Source organism: Gilliamella sp. Nev5-1 (genome assembly GCF_001690895.1).
Classification (GTDB): domain Bacteria; phylum Pseudomonadota; class Gammaproteobacteria; order Enterobacterales; family Orbaceae; genus Gilliamella; species Gilliamella apicola_C.
Window position 1 is genome coordinate 32,389 of record NZ_LZHO01000070.1, and the last position, 20,853, is coordinate 53,241.

At 34.9% G+C, this 20,853-nt stretch carries 21 protein-coding genes; 16 read left to right on the forward strand and 5 right to left on the reverse strand.

Annotation, left to right across the window (positions count from 1 at the left end):
- Positions 1-35: 35 nt before the first annotated feature.
- From plsB to A9G41_RS09215, 16 genes are all read left to right on the forward strand, one after another.
- Complete coding sequence (plsB, locus tag A9G41_RS09140) at positions 36-2,462, forward strand: glycerol-3-phosphate 1-O-acyltransferase PlsB (protein ID WP_065583034.1); 2,427 nt, start codon at positions 36-38, stop codon at positions 2,460-2,462.
- 77 nt (positions 2,463-2,539) lie between these two features.
- Positions 2,540-2,869, forward strand: a complete 330-nt coding sequence (locus A9G41_RS09145) for a hypothetical protein (RefSeq protein WP_065567369.1) — start codon at positions 2,540-2,542, stop codon at positions 2,867-2,869.
- 33 nt (positions 2,870-2,902) lie between these two features.
- Positions 2,903-3,181 (forward strand): hypothetical protein, encoded by a 279-nt coding sequence (locus A9G41_RS09150; RefSeq protein ID WP_065567370.1) that lies wholly within the window; start codon positions 2,903-2,905, stop codon positions 3,179-3,181.
- Positions 3,182-3,305: 124 nt separating this feature from the next.
- Positions 3,306-3,626: a DUF7716 domain-containing protein gene (locus tag A9G41_RS09155; protein WP_065567371.1), complete on the forward strand. Its 321-nt coding sequence runs from the start codon at positions 3,306-3,308 to the stop codon at positions 3,624-3,626.
- A gap of 84 nt (positions 3,627-3,710) precedes the next feature.
- Entirely contained in the window at positions 3,711-4,112 is a 402-nt protein-coding gene (locus A9G41_RS09160; RefSeq protein WP_065567372.1) for a hypothetical protein, read from the forward strand.
- A gap of 235 nt (positions 4,113-4,347) precedes the next feature.
- Positions 4,348-4,716, forward strand: coding sequence for an Imm41 family immunity protein (locus tag A9G41_RS09165; protein WP_065567373.1), 369 nt, complete (start codon positions 4,348-4,350; stop codon positions 4,714-4,716).
- 50 nt (positions 4,717-4,766) lie between these two features.
- On the forward strand, positions 4,767-5,066 hold the full coding sequence (locus A9G41_RS09170; protein WP_065583035.1) for a hypothetical protein: 300 nt from the start codon (positions 4,767-4,769) through the stop codon (positions 5,064-5,066).
- A 189-nt stretch (positions 5,067-5,255) separates the two neighbouring features.
- Positions 5,256-5,804, forward strand: coding sequence for a hypothetical protein (locus A9G41_RS09175; protein WP_065583036.1), 549 nt, complete (start codon positions 5,256-5,258; stop codon positions 5,802-5,804).
- Positions 5,805-6,214: 410 nt separating this feature from the next.
- Complete coding sequence (gene fdnG, locus A9G41_RS09180) at positions 6,215-9,283, forward strand: formate dehydrogenase-N subunit alpha (RefSeq protein ID WP_082259645.1); 3,069 nt, start codon at positions 6,215-6,217, stop codon at positions 9,281-9,283.
- Positions 9,284-9,300: 17 nt separating this feature from the next.
- Complete coding sequence (fdxH, locus tag A9G41_RS09185; protein WP_082259646.1) at positions 9,301-10,275, forward strand: formate dehydrogenase subunit beta; 975 nt, start codon at positions 9,301-9,303, stop codon at positions 10,273-10,275.
- Complete coding sequence (locus A9G41_RS09190; protein WP_075539578.1) at positions 10,268-10,960, forward strand: formate dehydrogenase subunit gamma; 693 nt, start codon at positions 10,268-10,270, stop codon at positions 10,958-10,960. The genes fdxH and A9G41_RS09190 overlap by 8 nt, the downstream gene beginning before the upstream one ends.
- Positions 10,961-11,071: 111 nt before the next feature.
- Positions 11,072-11,989, forward strand: a complete 918-nt coding sequence (gene fdhE, locus A9G41_RS09195; RefSeq protein ID WP_065583038.1) for a formate dehydrogenase accessory protein FdhE — start codon at positions 11,072-11,074, stop codon at positions 11,987-11,989.
- Positions 11,990-12,172: 183 nt separating this feature from the next.
- On the forward strand, positions 12,173-13,129 hold the full coding sequence (locus tag A9G41_RS09200) for an ABC transporter substrate-binding protein (protein ID WP_075539579.1): 957 nt from the start codon (positions 12,173-12,175) through the stop codon (positions 13,127-13,129).
- 292 nt (positions 13,130-13,421) lie between these two features.
- Entirely contained in the window at positions 13,422-14,399 is a 978-nt protein-coding gene (locus tag A9G41_RS09205) for an ABC transporter substrate-binding protein (RefSeq protein ID WP_065583039.1), read from the forward strand.
- Positions 14,400-14,456: 57 nt separating this feature from the next.
- The gene (locus tag A9G41_RS09210; protein WP_065583040.1) at positions 14,457-15,401 is read left to right on the forward strand and encodes an ABC transporter permease; all 945 of its coding nucleotides are present in this window, start codon (positions 14,457-14,459) and stop codon (positions 15,399-15,401) included.
- 2 nt (positions 15,402-15,403) lie between these two features.
- Positions 15,404-16,198 carry an ABC transporter ATP-binding protein gene (locus A9G41_RS09215; protein ID WP_065567380.1) on the forward strand — a complete coding sequence of 265 codons (795 nt, stop codon included), beginning with the start codon at positions 15,404-15,406 and terminating at the stop codon, positions 16,196-16,198.
- 880 nt (positions 16,199-17,078) lie between these two features.
- Here the strand turns inward: A9G41_RS09215 and A9G41_RS09220 are convergent.
- The 5 genes from A9G41_RS09220 to A9G41_RS14030 form a co-directional block, all read right to left on the reverse strand.
- Positions 17,079-17,408, reverse strand: a complete 330-nt coding sequence (locus A9G41_RS09220; RefSeq protein WP_065583041.1) for a hypothetical protein — start codon at positions 17,406-17,408, stop codon at positions 17,079-17,081.
- A 234-nt stretch (positions 17,409-17,642) separates the two neighbouring features.
- Entirely contained in the window at positions 17,643-17,996 is a 354-nt protein-coding gene (locus tag A9G41_RS09225; RefSeq protein ID WP_065583042.1) for a hypothetical protein, read from the reverse strand.
- A 270-nt stretch (positions 17,997-18,266) separates the two neighbouring features.
- Positions 18,267-19,502: a hypothetical protein gene (locus A9G41_RS09230; protein ID WP_065583043.1), complete on the reverse strand. Its 1,236-nt coding sequence runs from the start codon at positions 19,500-19,502 to the stop codon at positions 18,267-18,269.
- Positions 19,503-19,632: 130 nt separating this feature from the next.
- Entirely contained in the window at positions 19,633-20,028 is a 396-nt protein-coding gene (locus A9G41_RS09235) for a DUF2750 domain-containing protein (protein WP_218057322.1), read from the reverse strand.
- Positions 20,029-20,314: 286 nt separating this feature from the next.
- On the reverse strand, positions 20,315-20,677 hold the full coding sequence (locus A9G41_RS14030) for an IS3 family transposase (protein WP_141672006.1): 363 nt from the start codon (positions 20,675-20,677) through the stop codon (positions 20,315-20,317).
- Between the last annotated feature and the right edge of the window lie 176 nt (positions 20,678-20,853).

Consider the following 20,853-nt stretch of genomic DNA (forward strand, 5'->3'; position numbering starts at 1 on the left):
ATATCAATAACACAAAGGTATGAGGTTTATTTTTTATGTTTTCTTGGTGGGCTAAAGCTTATTTTTTTCTTATCCAAATCTTGGTGAAACTTTTTGTGAAAAGTAAACCTGTTCCTACCGATCCAATAATAGAACTAGACCTTGATACCGATAAACCAATTTTATATGTCTTACCTTATAACTCTCAAATTGATTTGATGGTGTTGCGATCGCTTTGTTTGCGATATAATTTACCTGATCCATTAGCAGGCTTAGATATCAATGGTAAAAACATTCCCGCTTACATCTATATTGATAAAGGGCCTGGTATTTTTGCATCCAACCAACAAAAAAATAAAGCAATTGAAATTTTAAGAGATTATATTTCAGCACATCAACAAAATCATGATCTTGATGTCCAAATGTTACCTGTTTCGGTTATGTTTGGTCGCAAGCCTGATATCGAAGGGAAGAAAAAACTATCATTACAGGTACTTGGCGCAACTAGCAAATTTTTAAAAATCATCACGTCAGGCAGAGATTGTTATACTCGATTTTCTCGTACAGTTTCATTTAAAGATATTCATGTTGATAAACAGCAAGATCTTCCTATTTTAGCGCATAAACTAGCACGCGTTGCACGCATCCATTTCGCCAAACAACGTATGGCATCAATCGGACCTAAGCTTCCTGTTCGTCAAGCGATGCTAAATAACTTACTAAAAAAGCAAGTAATTAGCGAAGCAATACAAGAAGAAGCAAAAAGTAAAAATATTGACCTTGATAAAGCAAAGCAAAACGCATTAGCTATTTTAAATGAAATTGCCGCTAATTTTTCTTATCGTATGCTACGAATAACCGATTTTGTGCTGACTTGGGCGTGGAATAGGCTTTATCAAGGTCTTAAAGTCACTAATGCCGATCCTGTTCGAGAGCTTGCCCAAAATGGGCATGAAATTGTCTATGCTCCTTGCCACCGCAGCCATATGGATTACCTATTACTCTCTTATGTGCTTTATCGACAAGGATTAGTTCCTCCTCATATTGCTGCTGGCATTAATTTGAACTTTTGGCCAGCAGGACCTATTTTTAGGCGATTGGGCGCATTTTTTATTCGCCGTTCATTCCGAGGTAACAAACTTTATACATCTGTTTTTCGAGAATATTTAGCGGAACTTTTTATCCGTGGTTATGCTGTTGAATATTTTGTTGAAGGTGGGCGATCTCGTACAGGTAGATTACTCGATCCTAAAACAGGTATGTTAATGATGACAATTCAAACATTATTACGTGGTGATGCAAGACCGATTACCGTTGTTCCTGTTTATATTGGTTATGAGCATGTGTTAGAAGTCGCTACCTATGCCAATGAGCTACGAGGAGCAAAGAAAGAAAAAGAAAGCTTGTGGCGTACTCTAAAAGCATTTTTAAAATTAAAAAAATTGGGATTTGGCTATGTGAATTTTGGTCAACCAATACCGTTAAATCAATTTTTGAACCAACAAGTTCCAGAATGGCGAGATGCAATCGAGCCGACTGGTGCTCAACGCCCTCAATGGTTAACACCAACAACCAATTTACTTGCCAAACAAATTATGGAGCACATCAACTCTTCAGCTGCAATCAATGCAATGAACTTATGCTGTTCAATATTATTAGCGGCAGATCAACGTGCATTAACGAAAGTTAGATTAATTGAACTGATTGATTATTTGTTAAAATTATTAAAAAATATTCCTTATTCAGAGTTGATAACCATTCCAGAACAAACGCCAGAAGAATTGTTTGAGCATGCCAAAGAAATGGGAAAATTTGTTATTACCACAGACGAAGCTGGCGAAATTGTTGGTTTAACTAACGAACAAGCGGTTTTAATGACTTATTATCGTAATAATATTCAGCATTTACTGATTATTCCAGCTATTGTGGCTAGAATTTTACTCAAACATAACCGGATTTCATCGGATGAAGTTTTAGAACAAGTAAAACGACTTTTTCCGTTAATCAAATCAGAGCTATTTGTTTATCACAATGATGAACAACTCACTGAATATGTAGATAAAATTATTAAAATCTATGCCGAATTAAACCTAATTTGTTATTCGCCAGATAAATTAACACTAAACTACTTAAAAATGTCGGAATTACAATTAATTGCTTCATCATCTAAAGATACATTGCAACGTTATGCTATTGCATTTTCTTTATTGCAAAAAGATCCAACAATTAGCCGTGCAACACTAGAAAAAGAGGCACGACTCATTGCTGAAAGATTATCCATTTTACATGGTATTAATGCGCCTGAATTCTTTGATAAAGGCGTATTTTCCACATTAGTTGCATCACTAAGAGAGCAAGGTTATTTAGATGATAAAAATGGCTCAAACTTAGCTAAAATTGAAACGATGAACAAAACACTTAAGCCTTTAATTACAACTAGAGTAATGCAAACTATCGATGATATAAACCCATTAATCAAATAATTCAAAAATACGCTAATTCGGAGATAACTTTAATGAAGTGCAATATTATTTGTTCATTGTAAGCTAAAGGCTATAACATGGTAGTTAACATCATTCTGCAAGAAACAATCAATGAGCAAGATTTTATCTTGTTGGCTAACAAATGGCAGCAAAATGCATCGGTTATCATTGAATCATTATTAGAAAATAATGAAGCTAAAAACCGTATTTTTAATCTTGCTCTAAACTATATTCCAAATTCATTTGCCGAAGCTGTCATTGATATTTTTCTTGAAGATAGTACTTTTATTATTCGTGATGATGATCTGCTAAAATGTGCAAAGCAAGGCTCTATGGGTTTAAAAAAGAGCATTTGTTATCGTAAAAATGTGCCTCAATATATTATTGATTTATGTAATTTTTATTAATCAACATATTATCTACGCTAGGAAATATAAAATATGTTAGATTTTTCCTATTTATCGGATCAAGATGGCAGTAAATCATCTCTGGTTTTAAACGATAAAAAAGCCCAATTGCTTGATCACGCTTTTACTTATTTAAGACAAAAAACTGGCATTATGATTGATCCTTATGGCCAAACAAGAATCTACCCAGACCATCAAAAAATATTAATCAATTTGTTACATCAGCATAATGACAGCGAGATCCAAAAACTCGTTTTGCTATTTAAGCAAGCATCCAGTGAAGATGAAATAATTCTTGCCGATGGTGATTAAATGGATAAATTATTTATTTAGCCATAATGACACTTACCTCAAGTTGCATTAAACTAATGCGTATTTATTACAAACGCTTAATTACAAATGCAACGATCTCATGCAAGTTATTTAAGAGGAATTTATGGATTTTATCGCTATACGTGATGTGCTTTCTAACATAAAGGATATGCCAAATCATTTTTTTTATCTTCCTGCTGATCACTCCTCTTGGACACTTGATACACAAGGCCGGTTTTTGGATGATGATGCGTTAAATAATTTTGATTCAGGTCTTTCCCAAAAAGCAATAGAAGAAGACTGGATCCCAACGCTAGAAAAAGCCGATATTGAAGATATTATTGAAGTTGCTAACAATGAATTAGGTAATCCAACATTAGAAGATTTATTTAACTCTTTTATTTTCTATATTGAAAATGACGCTTTTTTACAATATGCTGATTAAACATAAATGGCTTATGTTTTTTACACAATATGCTTGTTTAACACAAATAGTACTAGCACATAAATTATGTTATAGCATTTAAGCATGGTGATGTCTTCTAATAAAAAAGTGATCGAATTGATATCACATTTATCAACTCAACTTAATCAATTAGGCATTTTATTACAAACCAATATTGCTGATCAATTTACAGTACATAATATGGCTAGCTATGTACATATTGATATCTTAAAACACCGAATTTATCTTCGCTTCAAATTATCAATTAACGGCATTGAGCTATTTGATAACGATATCATCAATATTCAAATCACAGAGGGTATAATACATGCCACTTGCACCGTTTATTCAAATTATGGTATCGATAATGTAATGAAATACCAAAACGATCTAGATGATTTTGAGCTGGCAATCTTCGACAAAATTTTCATAGAATTATTGTCATGTATTACATCACATATTAGCTTGCTGACCCAAAGCAACTAAATAGCTTAACCAACGAAAATGATTTAAGTAACTTAACAACTTTCACTAAAGGCTGACTGATATAAATGGACATTACCCAATAATGAAGGCTAAAAAAATTTAATTAAAGTATATGATTAGCTACTATTATTTGATAATTTAAAACTGCATAATTTGGGATTAAACTTTAGAGTATCATTTATAAGTAAACTATAAGTGAAGGTAGATAAACAATAAATAGAAAAGCCAATAGAAAATGAGCCATATACAAAACATCACTCAATTGGAAAACGCCATAATCCATCAAGCTCAAGCAGAAGATGAACAATCATTTTTGTATCAATTGCATGAACTAAGTTTTTTTGATAAATCAACATTTAATCAACTATTAAATAATTGCCAAGCCTTAGCAAAAGCCTATCAACAGTTAGGAAAAACGAATAATTATAACGAGGTAGTAAAAGGCATTTTACTGATTTTTGAATATACACTATTTTCATTTTATTGCCATCATGCTGAGCATGATTACTTTCATATCAGCAATTATGGCGATGAACTAACCACCAATGACATATCTGACTATTATGATAAAATCAGATTAATCACACAACAAATCATCTTATAAACGCATAAAATAATCACTTACATGACCAGCTCAATAAGGTATTTAAACTAATGGGATTACATTTTATTATCCATATTGATAATCAACGGCAGGTACAATTTGCTATGAACGAAGAGCTACATAGTAAAATATTTAGCAAATCAACAAATTGGCGTAGCTTTAAACAATTAAAAAAAATCAGTGATTATTACAAAACTGATGCCGTTTTTAATAGCAACGAGCTAACAACATTAATAGCAGATTTGATGCAAATCACCCAACAAATCGATGATTTTCAAGATGAATTACAACAGCTCATCACTAAACTGCGTCAGAAAAATGCCAAACTATTACGCGTTACTAGCGATTAGTCATACTTAGATTATTATCCACTCATCTTTACAGCACTATCAACAAATTTTATCATGAATGACATAAATTGAGGCAAACTGTACAATATACAATTTATCTGGCTGACTGGTTTTGATAATTATGTCGATAAGCAATCAAACTGATAGCAAAAATGAGACAGTAATGTGCAAACTTCAGGATGGTAATCAATGATTGATTTTACTGCTGATATTATTAGTTATAAATCAATTGCTAATATTCAAATTGGTGATAACATTCTTTCATATCTCGATGAAATGTATCAATATTTTGATATTAACTGCCAAGAACACGAGCTTCATTTTTCAATGAGTGAGATGACTAGACAGAGTTTTTATTCATTAAATGATGATACATTGACGCTAACAACCACATTTGATGGCGATATCATTGGCATAGGATGCAACCAAAACTACCAAGGGAAATACCAAAATCAATATAAAAATGAATTATATGCAGGTATTACCATGGAAGAACTATGCTCTTTGAGCAAATTTCAGAAGATTGTATATGGCACACTGATTGTTGATAACGATTATGGCTTATATTTTACGTTACCCTCGCCTTATGACGAAATTGCCGACACGCTAAAAGACATCCCCTATGATTTAAAGCTAAATGAAATTTACGTAGCGGATAATTCCAGCTGGCAGCTTAAGCCACAAAAAAAGAAAAAGCCTAAAAAGCGCAAAATTGCCAAACCTTATTCTTATTTTTAATATTAATAAGCAATAATCTAATATGCATTACTAATTAGATGCTGTGACTTAACTATGTCCACTTAAAACACTGCTAAAGTGCCTATTATCAGATAAGAATGCACGAAAGAAAGAGCTTGCTAAACCATTTAGTTAATATTTTTAACTTGTCATAATCAAATCGAAAACTTGTTAAACTAAGACGTATATTTTACCTAAAACTTCTTTATATCAATATGATTTCCTTTCCATATTTTCGGCAACTAAAACGAGCATGAGCTTATTTTTTGATATATGTCAAACTTTGGCAATTCATACTTGCATTTCCCTTTATTTCTGCATAAGAAACGATTATTATTGATATAAATAGGAAAGTTTATAGCTTTAAAAATATAATAAATAATGTAATGTCAGTTTTCTAAGGAGTCCATATGCTATTTAACCGTAGACAGTTCTTTAAGATCTGTGCTGGTGGTATGGCAGGAACAACCATCGCCACATTAGGACTCGCTCCAAATGTGGCGCTCGCACAAACTCGCCAATTTAAATTACTCAAATCAAAAGAAACCCGTAATAACTGTACCTATTGTTCTGTTGGATGCGGAATGTTACTTTATAGTCGTGGAGATGGTGCAAAAAATGCTGAATCATCTATTTTTCACGTAGAGGGCGATCCCGATCATCCTGTAAGCCGAGGATCACTTTGTCCGAAAGGGGCAGGTGTACTTGATTTTATAAAAAGCGAACAACGTGTTAAATACCCAGAATATCGAGCTCCAGGCTCAGATAAATGGCAACGCATTAGTTGGGATGAAGCGATTGACCGCATCGCTCGTTTAATGAAAGAAGACCGAGATAAAAACTTTATTGAAAAAAATAAAAATGGCACCACAGTAAATCGCTGGACAACCACTGGTTGGCTTGTTACATCAGCGGCTAGTAACGAAACGGGTTGGTTAGCATTTAAAGTTGCCCGCGCTTTAGGTATGTTAAGCCTTGAAACCCAAGCTAGGGTTTGCCATGGTCCTTCTGTATCAAGTTTAGCTGCCACCTTTGGTCGTGGCGCTATGACCAACAACTGGAATGATATCAAAAATGCTAACGTTGTTATCGTGATGGGAGGAAATGCTGCAGAAGCTCATCCTGTTGGTTTTAAATGGGCAATAGAGGCAAAAATTAATAATGGTGCAGAATTAATTGCAATTGATCCTCGTTTTCATCGAACAGCTTCGGTTGCAGATCATTATGTCCCCATTCGTGCGGGCTCTGACATTGCATTTTTACTCGGTATTATTAATTATCTTATTACTAATAATGAAGTTAATTTCGACTATTTAGTTACACACAGCAATGCTAGCTTAATTGTGTGTGATGATTTTAATTTTGACGCCAATAGCGGTTTATTTAGTGGCTATGATGCAACTAACCGCCAATATGATCAAAGCAGTTGGGCATATCAAAAAGATGAAAATGGTTATGCCCTTCGGGATAAAACACTAAGCCACCCTCGTTGCGTTTGGAATTTATTAAAACAGCACGTTAGCCGTTATACCCCTGAAATGGTAAATAAGGTCACTGGTAGCCCAATTGAAGGGTTTCTACATGTTTGCCGTTCACTCGCTAGCACAAAAACTCATGATAGAGCCGCAACCTTTTTATATGCATTAGGTTGGACACAGCATACTTATGGTACACAAATTATTCGCACAGCGGCGATGATCCAACTGATCTTAGGCAATATAGGTGTCATGGGGGGGGGAATTAATGCGCTACGCGGGCATTCAAATATTCAAGGATTAACCGATGTCGGTTTGCTATCCAATCGTTTACCAGCCTATCTTGATTTGCCAAAAGATTCTCAAGTTTCACTTACTCAGTATTTGGAAGAAAAAACACCAAAGCCACTTGGTCCAAGTGAAGTGAACTTTTGGGGAAATTACCCAAAATTCTTTGTCAGTTTTATGAAGTCGATGTATGGTGATAAAGCGACTATAGATAATAATTGGGGATTTGATTGGTTACCCAAATGGGATAAAACCTATGATATCTTAAGATTCAGTAAATTGATGCGTGATGGTCAGGCTAATGGCTTTATCTGCCAAGGTTTTAATCCTCTTGCTGCGCTACCAGATAAAAATAGCATCCGTGACGGCTTATCTAATTTAAAATTTTTAGTTAGCATTGACCCAATGCCAACAGAAACGGCTGAGTTTTGGAAAAACCATGGTGAATCCAATGATGTTGACTCTAGCAAAATTCAAACAGAAGTCTTTAGATTGCCGTCAAACTGTTTTGCTGAGGAAAACGGAACAATAGTGAACTCTTCTCGCTGGCTACAGTGGCATTGGGCTGCTGCTCGCCCACCTTATGAATCTTTATATGATCCTGAAATTATTGCTCGTATCTTTTTAAGAATTAAAGAACTATATGCTCAAGAAGGGGGAGCCTATCACGATCCAATTGATAACTTAGTTTGGGACTATGAAGATCCTCAAGGGCCAGCGGCTGAAGAATTAGCCAAAGATTACAATGGGCGTGCGCTGGCTGATATCACTGATGCCAATGGCAATGTGATTCTTAAAAAAGGACAGCTACTCAGTGGCTTTTCGCAATTAAAAGCAGATGGTACAACATCATCAGGCATTTGGATATTCTGTGGCTCTTGGACTGAGCAAGGCAACCAAATGGCACGACGCGATCCAAGTGATCCATCAGGTAAAGGTATTCATGCAGGTTGGGCTTGGTCATGGCCGATGAATCGACGCGTACTTTATAATCGCGCTTCAGCAGATGAAAACGGTAAGCCGTGGGATCCTAAACGAGTTTTAGTAAAATGGAACGGCTCAAGCTGGGTTGGTAATGATGTGCCTGATTTTACTGCAACATTATCACCAAATACAGGGGCAGGCGCTTTTATTATGAATAACGATGGTTTAGGTGGATTGTTTTGTTTAAACCGATTAGTCGATGGCCCATTCCCAGAACATTATGAACCGTTTGAAACACCTATTACTAATAATCCATTACATCCAAATCAAGTAAGTAGCCCTGTAGCACGTGCATTTAAAGAAGATTTGGAACGCTTAGGAAAGGCTAGCCAATTCCCTTACGTGGGCACGACGTACAGCATCACTGAGCATTTTCATTTTTGGACACAACATGCAAGGCTGGCTTCAATTACTCAGCCCGAGCAATTTGTTGAACTAAGTGAAAATCTTGCAAATAAAAAAGGCATAAAGGTAGGTGATACCGTAAAAGTTACGTCATACCGAGGTTATATCAAAGCGAAAGCCGTTGTCACTAAACGACTCCCGACATTAATTGTTGATGGTAAACAAATCGAAACCATTGGAATTCCAATTGTTTGGGGATTCACTGGTCAGACAAAGAAAGGATTTTTGGTTAATGAATTAACACCACATTTAGGTGATGCTAATTCACAAACACCAGAATATAAGTCATTTTTAGTCAATATCGAAAAAGTCACCACAGCGGCATAAGGGAGGAAAACTATATTATGTCATTACAAACTCAAGATATTATTCGCCGCTCTGCAACCAATACATTAACTCCAGCGCCACGGGCTCGCGATTATCAACAAGAAGTAGCTAAATTAATTGATGTGACAACGTGCATTGGCTGTAAAGCTTGCCAAGTAGCTTGTAGCGAATGGAACGATCTTCGAGCTGAAGTTGGCAATACCGTTGGTGTTTATGACAATCCTGTAGATTTAGAACCCAAAGCATGGACAGTCATGCGATATTCAGAAGTTGAGGTTAACGGCAAATTTGAATGGCTTATTCGCAAAGATGGTTGTATGCACTGTTCTGATCCTGGGTGCTTAAAAGCTTGCCCATCAGAAGGTGCTATTATTCAATATGCTAATGGTATTGTGGATTTTCAATCTGAACATTGTATAGGTTGTGGTTATTGTGTCGCAGGTTGCCCATTTAATATTCCCCGAATTAGTAAAGAAGATAATCATTCATATAAATGTACTTTATGTGTAGACCGTGTGGCCGTTGGGCAAGAACCTGCTTGTGTAAAAACATGCCCAACTGGCGCTATTCATTTTGGTACAAAACAAGATATGATTCGCCATGCAGAGAATCGAATTATAGACTTGAAAAAACGGGGATTTGCACAGGCTGGGCTTTATGATCCACAAGGCGTAGGCGGAACTCACGTTATGTATGTTTTACACCATGCAGATCAACCTGAACTTTATCATGGCTTACCTAAAGATCCGCAAATTAGCGAAGTGGTTAAATTCTGGAAAGGTATTTGGAAACCGCTATCGGCGGCAACATTTATTGCAACATTTGGTGGCTTACTATTCCATTATATGGGAGTGGGCGCAATTGAGGTAGATGAACAAGACATTGAACAAGAAAAAGAAGCCGATAACCAAGCTCGAAAACGTCTAGGTTTACCCATTTTTCGGCGTAAACATAGTTCCCCATTGTCACAACAGGAGAATCATCATGAATAAGCAAAACATGATATTAAGAACCCCTCTTCTTGTTCGCTTCTGTCATTGGTGCATGGTTTGCCTTTTCATTTTAGCGGCACTATCGGGGCTATCCTTGTTTTTTCCATCCATTAAATTATTTGGGTTAGTGCTCGGCACTCCACAGTTAGTCAGAGCATTACATCCCATTATTGGTTGTATTGTCTTTGTACTACTGATGTTTATGTTTTTAAAACTTGCTCATCATAATATTCCAAACAAACAAGATCTGTTATGGATAAAAAACTTTAAAAAAGTGATTATGGGTAAAGAAGAAGGTATTCCCATTGGTAAATATAATGTCGGTCAGAAATTTTTATTCTGGTGCATTATGAGCTTAATTTTTGTTTTGTTTGTAACAGGAATGATCATGTGGCGACGATACTTTTCTGATTATTTTCCAATACCAGTTGTGCGTATTGCGATATTCTTTCACTCGCTTGCGGCTATTGGCTTAATTTTACTTGCTATTGGTCATGCTTATATGGCAATTTGGGTTAAGGGATCTATTAAAGGAATGATAACAGGCTATGTATCACGAGCTTGGGCTCGCAAAAATCATTCGGCTTGGTATGAAGAAGAAATGGATAAAATTTATCAAAATGAACTCAATACAAAAGCAAAGTCTGAAGTAGAATCAGCGGATGTTAAACATAAACCAGCATGATAACACTCTCTATCTCTAATTGTATTTACCGCTGATAGTTACTATCAGCGGTATTATTTTAAAAGCAAAAAACCAGTGACAATCGAAAACCACAATCAATGAGCATTTATAATGAATATAAAAATTATTCCTCAAGATCAACTTGAACAACAAGCAAGTAGCTCCGTTATTCGGCAAATTCCATTACTTTTGTATCCATCACCTAAAACACTTTATACGCATCGATCCGAGCGTTTGAAAAGCCTTGCAAGCAATAGCCCAATTAGCGATTATTTAAACTTTTGTGCAAAAATTGTTGAACAACAAGCAGATTTAATCAAACAAAAACCAATAGATATCGATGTATCATGTTTATTAAATAGTGAACATCCCCCGCTAAGCCTAGATAATTTACCACTTACAAATACGTGGCAAGATTACTTAGCATCATTATTGGACTCATGTGCCAGTACAACAGAGCAAATTACTTTAGTCATAGATCAACTAAAAAAAAATAGCTCTCAAGCGTTGCAAAATAAAGCAATACATTTACTTACAGGTGAATTTGATCAAGTTGATGGCAATGAAACAATTTTTATTTGGTCAGCTTTATCGGTTTACTACTGCCAACTGGCCAGTCAAATCAAAGGCAAAGTCATCGCAGAAAATACAGACAAACTTTGGTTGTGCCCAGTTTGCAAAAGTATGCCCTCAGCCAGTGTTATTCAATTAGGTAGCCACAGTGGTTTACGCTATTTACATTGTAGTTTATGTGAAAGTGAATGGTACGTACCTAGAATTAAGTGCACCTGTTGCGATAATATGAAGGATATACAATATCTGTCACTAGAACAGGAACTTGCAGTAACTAAAACGGAGTGTTGTGACATTTGCCATAGTTATTTAAAAATATTTGATCAAGATAAAGATCCCCATATTGAAGTCATCGCTGATGATATTGCATCATTGATTTTAGATATAAAAACAGAAGAAGAAGGTTTTGCTAAAAGTGGCGTTAATCCGTTTATATTTGCTCAAAAGCAAGATTAATACACAAAGGTCAAAATTAAGATATTCTTAATGAATATAAAAATAGAGGCAAAACGGCTGGGTAAATAGTTTATTGTTACAATATTATCAGTTGATAAACTGATTTATTAATAAAATACAACTTCACTTTTTAGCTTGATAAAGTTAAACTAGCACCACTGTACTAGTTTATGAGTTCTTATTATGAAACGCTTTTTGTTATCGCTGATAATTCTTTTAGTTACGCCTTTTTTTAGTTTTGCAGATACAATAAAAAATGTCGCTATTACCGCGATTGTAGAACATCCATCTTTAGACCAAATCCGTGATGGTGTTAAAGATGAATTAACAGACAATGGCTATAAGTTAAACGAAAATTTAACGGTTCAATACAAAAGCGCACAAGGCAGCAGCGCAACTGCTGCACAAATTGCCAGACAATTTGTCGCAGCAAAACCTGATATTATTGTTGCAATTGCAACACCGAGTGCTCAGGCAACTGCGGCTGCCACCAGACAGATCCCTGTGGTTTTTGCCGGTATTACAGATCCAATTGCAGCCAAGTTAATTAAAGATTGGCAACCTACAGGTACAAACATCACTGGCGTTTCAGATTATCAAGAAATAGGGCCACAAATCGACTTTATAAAAAAAATCGTACCCAATGTTAAATCGGTAGGATACATTTATAGCCCAAGTGAAATTAACTCAACTGTGGTATTAAAAAACCTACAAGCGCTTTTATCGCAACAAAATATCAAATTAGTTGCGGTACCTGCTCAGCGAACCGCTGATATCTCAACTGCCGTCAATACATTAAAAGGAAAAGTTGATTTAATCTACACAACAACCGATAACAATGTTGTTTCAGCTTATGAGTCATTAGTCAAATTTGCAAATGAAAATAAAATTCCTCTTTTGGCATCGTTCCCTGATGCAATTGAACGAGGCGCTGTTGCCGCATATGGCATGAGTTACTATGATGTGGGACGCCAATCAGGCAAACTTGTTGTTCGAATCTTAAAGGGTGAAAAAGCAGGCAACATTGCTCCAGAAATAGGACAAGCATTACGTCTTGCCATCAATATTGGAGCTGCTAAAAAACAAGGTGTAACATTGTCTCCTGAAGTTATCCAATCCGCTTACAAAGTCATAGACTAATAATTAATTCCAATCTATTGTAACCAACAAAACTTTGCTCATTTCGGTGGGCAAAGAGCTAGGTTATACATAATTAATTTAAGGTCAATAATATTACCGACAGCCTCGGGCTAATAAAATAACAAAATTTTATCCACACAACAAAGTGTACTTTAGTTTCATCAATCAACATTTAATGTAAAAAAATGTTTACATTTACAGCTATTTTTTAACTCTAGAAAATTATCTAAATTTGCTTTATAGTAGCTTGGAATTTATCTTAGTTGTAAATAAAATATTACAGGAGTGCCATATGCGTAATTCTATTATAAAATTTTTTATGCTACTTAGCTTATCATTGGCAGTATTTAACTCTTCAGCAGATCCTAAATCTGAGCAAAAATTTGTGGCTATTACCGCAATTGTTGAACATCCAGCATTAGATAATGTTCGTCGAGGTGTTGAGGATGAACTAAAAGATAGCGGTTATATTGCTGGCGAAAATTTAAAATTACACTTTGCAAGTGCACAAGGTAGTAGCGCTAATGCAGCGCAAATCGCTAAACAATTTGTAGCTAACAAACCTGATGTTATTGTTGGCATTGCGACACCAAGTTCACAAGCTTTAGTTGCGACAACCAAACAAATTCCAATTGTTTTCACTGCCGTTACCGATCCTGTAGCAGCAAAATTAATTCCAAGTTGGAATGCATCAAAAACCAACGTAACTGGGGTGTCTGATGCGTTATCATTAGATGCTCAAATTGACATGATGCTAAAAATTAAACCTGATGCTAAAAATATTGGTTATGTTTATAGCCCAAGTGAAATAAATTCAACAATTATACTAAAACAATTACAAGTTAAGTTAGAAAAACGAGGTATGAAAATAATAGCTGCCCCAGCTCAACGTACTTCGGATATATCAACAGCCGCAAGAAGTTTAAAAGGTAAAGTTGATATGTTTTATACCACGACTGATAACAATGTGTTTTCTGCCTATGAAGCGCTAGTAAAAATAGCAAACGAAAGCAAGATACCTCTTTTAGCATCAAACCCAGAATCAGCAGAACGTGGGGCGATTGCTGCTTTGGGAATGAGTTATTATGATCTTGGTCGTCAGGCAGGTAAAATTGTTATCCGCATACTGAATGGTGAAAAACCCGGTGATATCCCATCACAAGTGGGCAATGTTACTCAACTAACGATAAATAAAAAGGCGGCTGAACGCCAAGGTGTTACGTTATCTGATGATATATTGAAATCAGCGGCAAAAATTGTCGAAAAATAATGTTACTCTTTTATAACTATGCCGCCATTTTGGCGGTTAACTTGAATGGATTTTTTCATGTCTTTTGAATTTTTATTAGGCTCAATTGGAATTGGGCTTATTTATGCCTTAGTGAGTTTAGGTGTATTTATCTCATTTCGTTTACTTGACTTTCCTGATCTGACGGCTGATGCCAGCTTCCCTCTTGGTGGCGCAATTTGTGGATTATGCATTTATATCGGTATCGATCCTTGGATTGCGACGTTATTCGGTATGCTTGCTGGTTGCCTTGCTGGCGCAATGACAGGCATACTGTATGTTAAGCTCAATATTCTACAATTACTTTCGAGCATTATTGTAATGATAGGGCTTTATTCTATTAATTTAAGAATATTAGGTCTTGCACCTTATATTATGGATGAAACACCAAGAATGGCGGGTTCACCTAACCTTTCTTTACTGGATGCCAAAACCATATTTTCACCATTTATTGCTGATGATTACAGTAATCAATATATTATACAACCGCTTTTGGTGCTGGGATTTGTCATTGTGTGTTGGGCATTACTCAATTTATTTTTGAAGACCCAGATAGGATTAGCATTAAGAGCGACGGGAACCAATCAACGAATGGCAAAATCCCAAGGCATACCAACTGGAGGAATAACCATCCTCGGTATGGCAATATCAAATGGCTTAATTGCACTTGGTGGATCGTTATTTATACAAACTCAAGGTGGCGCAGATATTACCATTGGTGTTGGAACAATTGTCATCGGGCTTGCTTCAATTATCCTGGGTGAAAGCATCTTTCCAACAAAACGTATCTGGCTTGTTATGCTTTCAGTTATTTTAGGCTCTATTTTGTATCGCTTATTTATTGCTTTTGCATTAAGCAATGAATTCCTACAAACAATCGGCGTTGGAACAGAGGATCTAAATCTGATTACCGCAATATTGGTTGTGCTAGCTCTTGTGTTACCAAAACAACTAAAAAAACACGCTAAAAGAAGAGGGAAATAAGCATGATTAAAGTTGAACAATTACAATTAACTTTTAATCAAGGTACACCAATTGAAAATTATGTGCTACGAGGATTAAACCTAAAAATTAGTGAAGGCGAATTTGTTACCATAATTGGTAGTAATGGAGCAGGAAAAAGCTCGTTACTCAATGTAATTAGCGGAGATCTATTTGCTGACTCAGGTAGTGTTGTTATCAATGAACAAAATGTAAGTCACTGGCCAGCATGGAAGCGGGCTAGCATGGTGGCACGAGTATTCCAAGATCCTATGGTTGGAACTTGTGAAAACTTAACCATCGAAGAAAATCTTGCTATTGCTTACAATCGGGGACATCGTTTTACTCTCGCTTCAGCACTTAATAACAATATCAGATCAATATTTAAAGAAAAACTGGCGACTTTAAATTTAGGGCTTGAAAATCGATTATCGGATATGATGGGTTTACTTTCTGGTGGTCAAAGACAAGCTATTAGTTTGTTAATGTCAACACTAAAACCCTCTAAAATATTATTGCTTGATGAACATACCGCAGCACTTGATCCTAAAACAGCACAGTTTGTTTTAGATCTGACTGATAAAATTGTTTCAAAAAACCATTTAACGACTATGATGGTAACCCACTCAATGAAACAAGCATTGGAATATGGAAATCGAACAGTCATGCTGCATCAAGGTCAAGTTGTACTTGATGTATCAGGTGAACAACGCGCAAAATTAACCGTAACCGATTTATTAGATATGTTTGAAAAAACACGCGGTGAAAAAGTGACTGACGATGCATTGCTTTTAGGTTAATAATAAATAAAAAAGTAATATTTCAAGCAGAAATATTGCTTTTTGTTAATTAGATTTGTTAGTTCTGACGTAATCTGCCTGTGTTAGCTCAAACCTAATCTGACAGCTACTAGTTTTTATTTTGTGTCTGTCAGATTAAAAAGTTTATGGATAAATTCGACCGACACCTTGTAAATTGCCAACATAAAACGTATTTTGTGAATCAAGTTATCCTTGCCAAAGTATTAGACAAAACTCACTGCTATAAAAGTGTTATTTAGGTCATACGACTTTTCATATTGCTTAGGCGATACCCAGTTATTAACTCCGTGTCGGCAAACCTACTTATAATCGGTTTTAATATAGGCGAATAGGCTTTATTGGCTTCTTCCTTGTTTTGTTATCATCATGAATCATGGGTGTTAACGGATGGAAAAACTTTCAGCAATGGCATTATTTCAACAATTGCCCGTTTGCTTCAGACTTTGGCTAAGTCCATACTGTAACACTAATCTGTAACACTAATCGCTTAAAATTAGCGTTGCGATATTGGTTTTTTTGCCACTAGGTCGTCGCTTTCCTTTGAAAAATGGACGACAAAATAAGGTATTTTGGAGCGTGGTACAAACTAAATACTGATCAATATACTTAATGTATTAATCAGTAAACCATAAGATACAGCTTGCAATAAAAGGATTAATGTTATTATTTTTTTAAATAAAAACTTTAATAAAATCAATGGGTTTTCTGACTGATTTTTATTGTGCTAGAACTTGATTTGAATGGGCATACCGTATCGGTTATCTCAATACCGTTTAAGATGACCTCATCATATGAATAGGTTTGTTATGTATTTTTCAATGCAAATAATCTAACAACTCGTTTAATAATTTTCATTGGTTTATCCTTTTTTATCATCAATTTCTTTGACTTCTTTATTTAAACCCGAAGAACACAAATAAAGCTCTTGTGCATACCAGATACACTTACTTTCAACTGACGACAGACCGGCAGTGCCAGATACGATGACAACGGTTGCTTCATATATTGGTACTTCACCGGTTTGGGCGGTTGATGAAGTACACATGCGCTTTTTTAGCATTTCATTGGCTATTTTTAGTGCTTTGTTTTCTGTTTTTAGCGCGATAATTTTTGGTGGCTCATTAGTTAGCTCACGGTTACTGGTTAGGATTAAGTTGCTTAACCCATTTATCCAGCGTTGATTTACCAATACCTAAATGATTAACGATTTTAGCTAATGAAAGATGGGCATTAGATAAAGCATAATTCACCGTCTGCGGTTTGAACTTTGTACTCAATTTTTTGTGCCATAATGTGTTCGCTTATGATTGTTCGTTATAGCATATTCGTTATATTATAAAGGTGACATTTGCCGATTTTAGGGCGAGGATCAACATCATGTATTGGTATGCTAATTTGTTAGGTGCTAAAGATAAAGTTCACTTTAAATCTGTGGAGTAACTTCGACAGGAGACCAAACTGAACATTTCCACTGTATAAAATGATTAGTTAGAATTTGTTTGATATAACTTTCAAATTCAGAATTAAAATATTCATCAGATATTATTGTTATTTCAAGCGTATAATGCTCATCACACAATAATTCACTAAGCATATCAATTTTGTCTATAACGGCTATGCTAAAATTGGCCAATTCAGCTCTGGCAATATAACGACCTTTTTCATCTTTACAGGATAATTTACATTGAAATGCTGATGCTATCTTAGCCTGTATTTCTTGGAATGATTCATTATTATCAACTAATACAAAAGTTAACCACCTTGTATTTATATCCATAGAACTATCAACCTTACTAGCCAATTTAATATCACAGTATCAACTTCAACTATGATCTTATAAAAATATTCCATTCTTGCCATATCACAAGATCCATTGTTTGTATGTTAGCAAGTTTTTTTAATATTACCAATGTGTTGTTTAATATCAAAATGGATCTATCTTAACAGACCACCTTGGCGTAAAATTAGGCATCTTAATTGCCTACTTATCATATTAAGATGCGATATTACTTCAGCTAGATAGATTTGTGCTTTTAATCCATCTTACTTATCTCGGCGACGGCTTGTTAAGCTTTTGGGCTAGCTCCTCTACACATTCCTGAGCTATTTTTTTGTATTTTATCGCATTTTCTGTAGAAAAATTTTCATCAATCATTTTATAAAAGCCATCAACTGTGCCAAAAAAGCCATTTGCTTGAATAGCAAATCCCCCATTAGCCCAACAAGCAAAAATGGTTGTTAAGTTGCCTTGGTTGCTTTTGCGATAAACTATATTCTGTACTTTATCTACATCTAAATATATACCACAAGCAACGGATAAATTTTCAGGTAATAATTTGATTTTGGTTGACTCTATATTCAAGCGACCACCAATAAATAAATTTTTAGGCAATACTTGAATGTCTGTATTAGCAACACTTAAATATCCTCCTACCGATAAATTTTCTGGTAATGTTTTTATTCTGGTATTTCTTAAATTTAGATAACCGTTAACAGAAATTTTTTGAGGTAATTGTTTGATATGGGTATTTCTTAGATCAAGATCTCCCCCAACAGTTAAGTTTTCGCCTAATAATTGAATATTGGTATTTGCTAAGTCTAAATCACCGCCAACCGATAAATTTTCAGACAATCTATTAATTTGGCTATTTATTAAATATATGTCACCACCAACCGATAAGTTTTTGGGTAATGTTTCGATATCTGTATTTGCTAGATTTAAATTGCCACCAACCGATAAGTTATCCGGTAATGTCTGAATCATTGAATAGGTAAGATCTAAATTGCCGCCAACTGATAAGTTATCTGGTAATGCTTTAATCATTGAATAGGTAAGATCTAAATTACCACTAATTGATAAGTTTTCAGGTAATGATTGAATATCTGTGTGAGCTAAATTCAAATCACCACCAATAGCCAGATTTTCAGGTAGCGCTTTGATGTCTGTAAATTCTAAATACAAATTACCACCCACAGATAAATTATCCGGTAAGACTTTAATTTTAGTGATCGATAAATTTAAATCCCCACTAATTGTAAAATCATTCGGTAAGGCTTGGATTTCGGAGTCTGTTAAATTCAAACTACCATGAATAGCCATATTTTTTGGTAGCATTTGTATTTTTGTTTTACTTAAATTTAAATCACCATGGATAAGTAAATTGTCTGGCAAGACACTAATTTCTTTGTTTCTTAAACGCAAATTATCATTAATGATAACTTTATTATCTTGAACAACGTGTTTTACCCCTTTTTTAGTTAGTAATTCGAGAAATTTTTCCATAGGTTATTTCACCAATAATAAGCACTCTTCTAATTTGATATCACAAGTTATATACAATGAATTACTCAGTTAGAAATTGTCTTTGCTTTTGTCCGATTACAAGTTTGGATTACTTCATTCGGGGTTAGTTTTAAATATAATTACTACATTCGTTTTCTAAATCAATTAATAAGCTCTCAGCATTAACAATAGGAGTGCTTGATAGCGTAGGAATGGAGAAAATACCAACTTGAGTTCCTTTGGCTGATAAATCAGGCAATAATTTATTCATTATATAATCAAGCGATAATGCCTTGGGTTTATAATTCTTCCAGCCACCTAAAGCACAATTTGCAGCATATTCACGAGCAGGCCATAATATAAGAACTTCATTATTGTTATCATTTCTACCGGTTAAGGCAAACCCGTCATCGTCTAAGACCCAAGCTACTTCGTTATCAACAATTTTTTTTATGGAATAAATGTATCTTTCTTGGCTCCCTTTATTTGACATAACTTCAACTTCTTTGGCCGATAAGACTATCATAAGTGAATACTCCTTATATTTTTGCTTACGTCTAAATAAATTGTTGTAATCATAATCATCGTGTCGATGCTAAAACTAAGCTCGTTTTTTGCAGTTTAGCATACTAATTAAGATTCAGATCACTCAGCAACTCAATCCATTCTAGCAAGATAAATCTTCTATAGCAGGATTATATTACCTAAAAATATTGTAATGCTATCCCGTTTATCTGTCTAAATATTGTCTATGATGCCGAATTTTTTACTCAATTGACGTTGTAACTATCTCTCAAATGGTAGCTATCCCCCTAAAATAGTACAGCAAAAAAGTAGAAAATTGGAATGGCAACACATTTCAAACAAAAATTAAGGCGATAATTACAATAACGTTTAACGACGTATTTTGATACGAGCAATAAAAATTTCATCAGCCGAACAATGTAACAGCGTGATACCCAAATGTTCTCTTTTTGCAAATCAAAACCAATTCGCCTTGTACCATAACAATGATAGCTTCGGTTAAATAGCGTCACTACTTTATCTGCATAAAGTCTTACTGATTTTTGTTTATTCAATTTACATTGGTAATAAGCATAATATCTTGATAATACGAAATATTGACATCGTTTTGTCGGGCTATAATGATGTCGGTTTGCGTTTAGGATAGTCATTTTCACCCCATTATCAGTGCGGCTTGCTTTAAAATATCGTTTTCTATGCGGCGCTTTTTTAAGCGCTTTGCGTAAACCCTTAAAAAAGTTGTATGATTTAGTGTAACCGCTCCGAATTGGACTTATTATAAAGACGGTTGGAGAAGCAAAAAACCATTCCAAGAGGCAATTGATTT

Bases quoted from the DNA above. Each gene is read 5' to 3' on its own strand.
- plsB (WP_065583034.1), top strand. From the start codon at position 36: ATGTTTTCTTGGTGGGCTAAAGCTTATTTTTTTCTTATCCAAATCTTG.
- A9G41_RS09225 (WP_065583042.1), bottom strand. From the start codon at position 17,996: ATGGATATAAATACAAGGTGGTTAACTTTTGTATTAGTTGATAATAAT.
- fdxH (WP_082259646.1), top strand. From the start codon at position 9,301: ATGTCATTACAAACTCAAGATATTATTCGCCGCTCTGCAACCAATACA.
- A9G41_RS09160 (WP_065567372.1), top strand. From the start codon at position 3,711: ATGGTGATGTCTTCTAATAAAAAAGTGATCGAATTGATATCACATTTA.
- A9G41_RS09190 (WP_075539578.1), top strand. From the start codon at position 10,268: ATGAATAAGCAAAACATGATATTAAGAACCCCTCTTCTTGTTCGCTTC.
- A9G41_RS14030 (WP_141672006.1), bottom strand. From the start codon at position 20,677: ATGACTATCCTAAACGCAAACCGACATCATTATAGCCCGACAAAACGA.
- A9G41_RS09150 (WP_065567370.1), top strand. From the start codon at position 2,903: ATGTTAGATTTTTCCTATTTATCGGATCAAGATGGCAGTAAATCATCT.
- A9G41_RS09235 (WP_218057322.1), bottom strand. From the start codon at position 20,028: ATGATAGTCTTATCGGCCAAAGAAGTTGAAGTTATGTCAAATAAAGGG.
- A9G41_RS09165 (WP_065567373.1), top strand. From the start codon at position 4,348: ATGAGCCATATACAAAACATCACTCAATTGGAAAACGCCATAATCCAT.
- A9G41_RS09170 (WP_065583035.1), top strand. From the start codon at position 4,767: ATGGGATTACATTTTATTATCCATATTGATAATCAACGGCAGGTACAA.
- A9G41_RS09215 (WP_065567380.1), top strand. From the start codon at position 15,404: ATGATTAAAGTTGAACAATTACAATTAACTTTTAATCAAGGTACACCA.
- fdnG (WP_082259645.1), top strand. From the start codon at position 6,215: ATGCTATTTAACCGTAGACAGTTCTTTAAGATCTGTGCTGGTGGTATG.
- A9G41_RS09155 (WP_065567371.1), top strand. From the start codon at position 3,306: ATGGATTTTATCGCTATACGTGATGTGCTTTCTAACATAAAGGATATG.
- A9G41_RS09230 (WP_065583043.1), bottom strand. From the start codon at position 19,502: ATGGAAAAATTTCTCGAATTACTAACTAAAAAAGGGGTAAAACACGTT.
- A9G41_RS09205 (WP_065583039.1), top strand. From the start codon at position 13,422: ATGCGTAATTCTATTATAAAATTTTTTATGCTACTTAGCTTATCATTG.
- A9G41_RS09175 (WP_065583036.1), top strand. From the start codon at position 5,256: ATGATTGATTTTACTGCTGATATTATTAGTTATAAATCAATTGCTAAT.
- fdhE (WP_065583038.1), top strand. From the start codon at position 11,072: ATGAATATAAAAATTATTCCTCAAGATCAACTTGAACAACAAGCAAGT.
- A9G41_RS09145 (WP_065567369.1), top strand. From the start codon at position 2,540: ATGGTAGTTAACATCATTCTGCAAGAAACAATCAATGAGCAAGATTTT.
- A9G41_RS09210 (WP_065583040.1), top strand. From the start codon at position 14,457: ATGTCTTTTGAATTTTTATTAGGCTCAATTGGAATTGGGCTTATTTAT.
- A9G41_RS09200 (WP_075539579.1), top strand. From the start codon at position 12,173: ATGAAACGCTTTTTGTTATCGCTGATAATTCTTTTAGTTACGCCTTTT.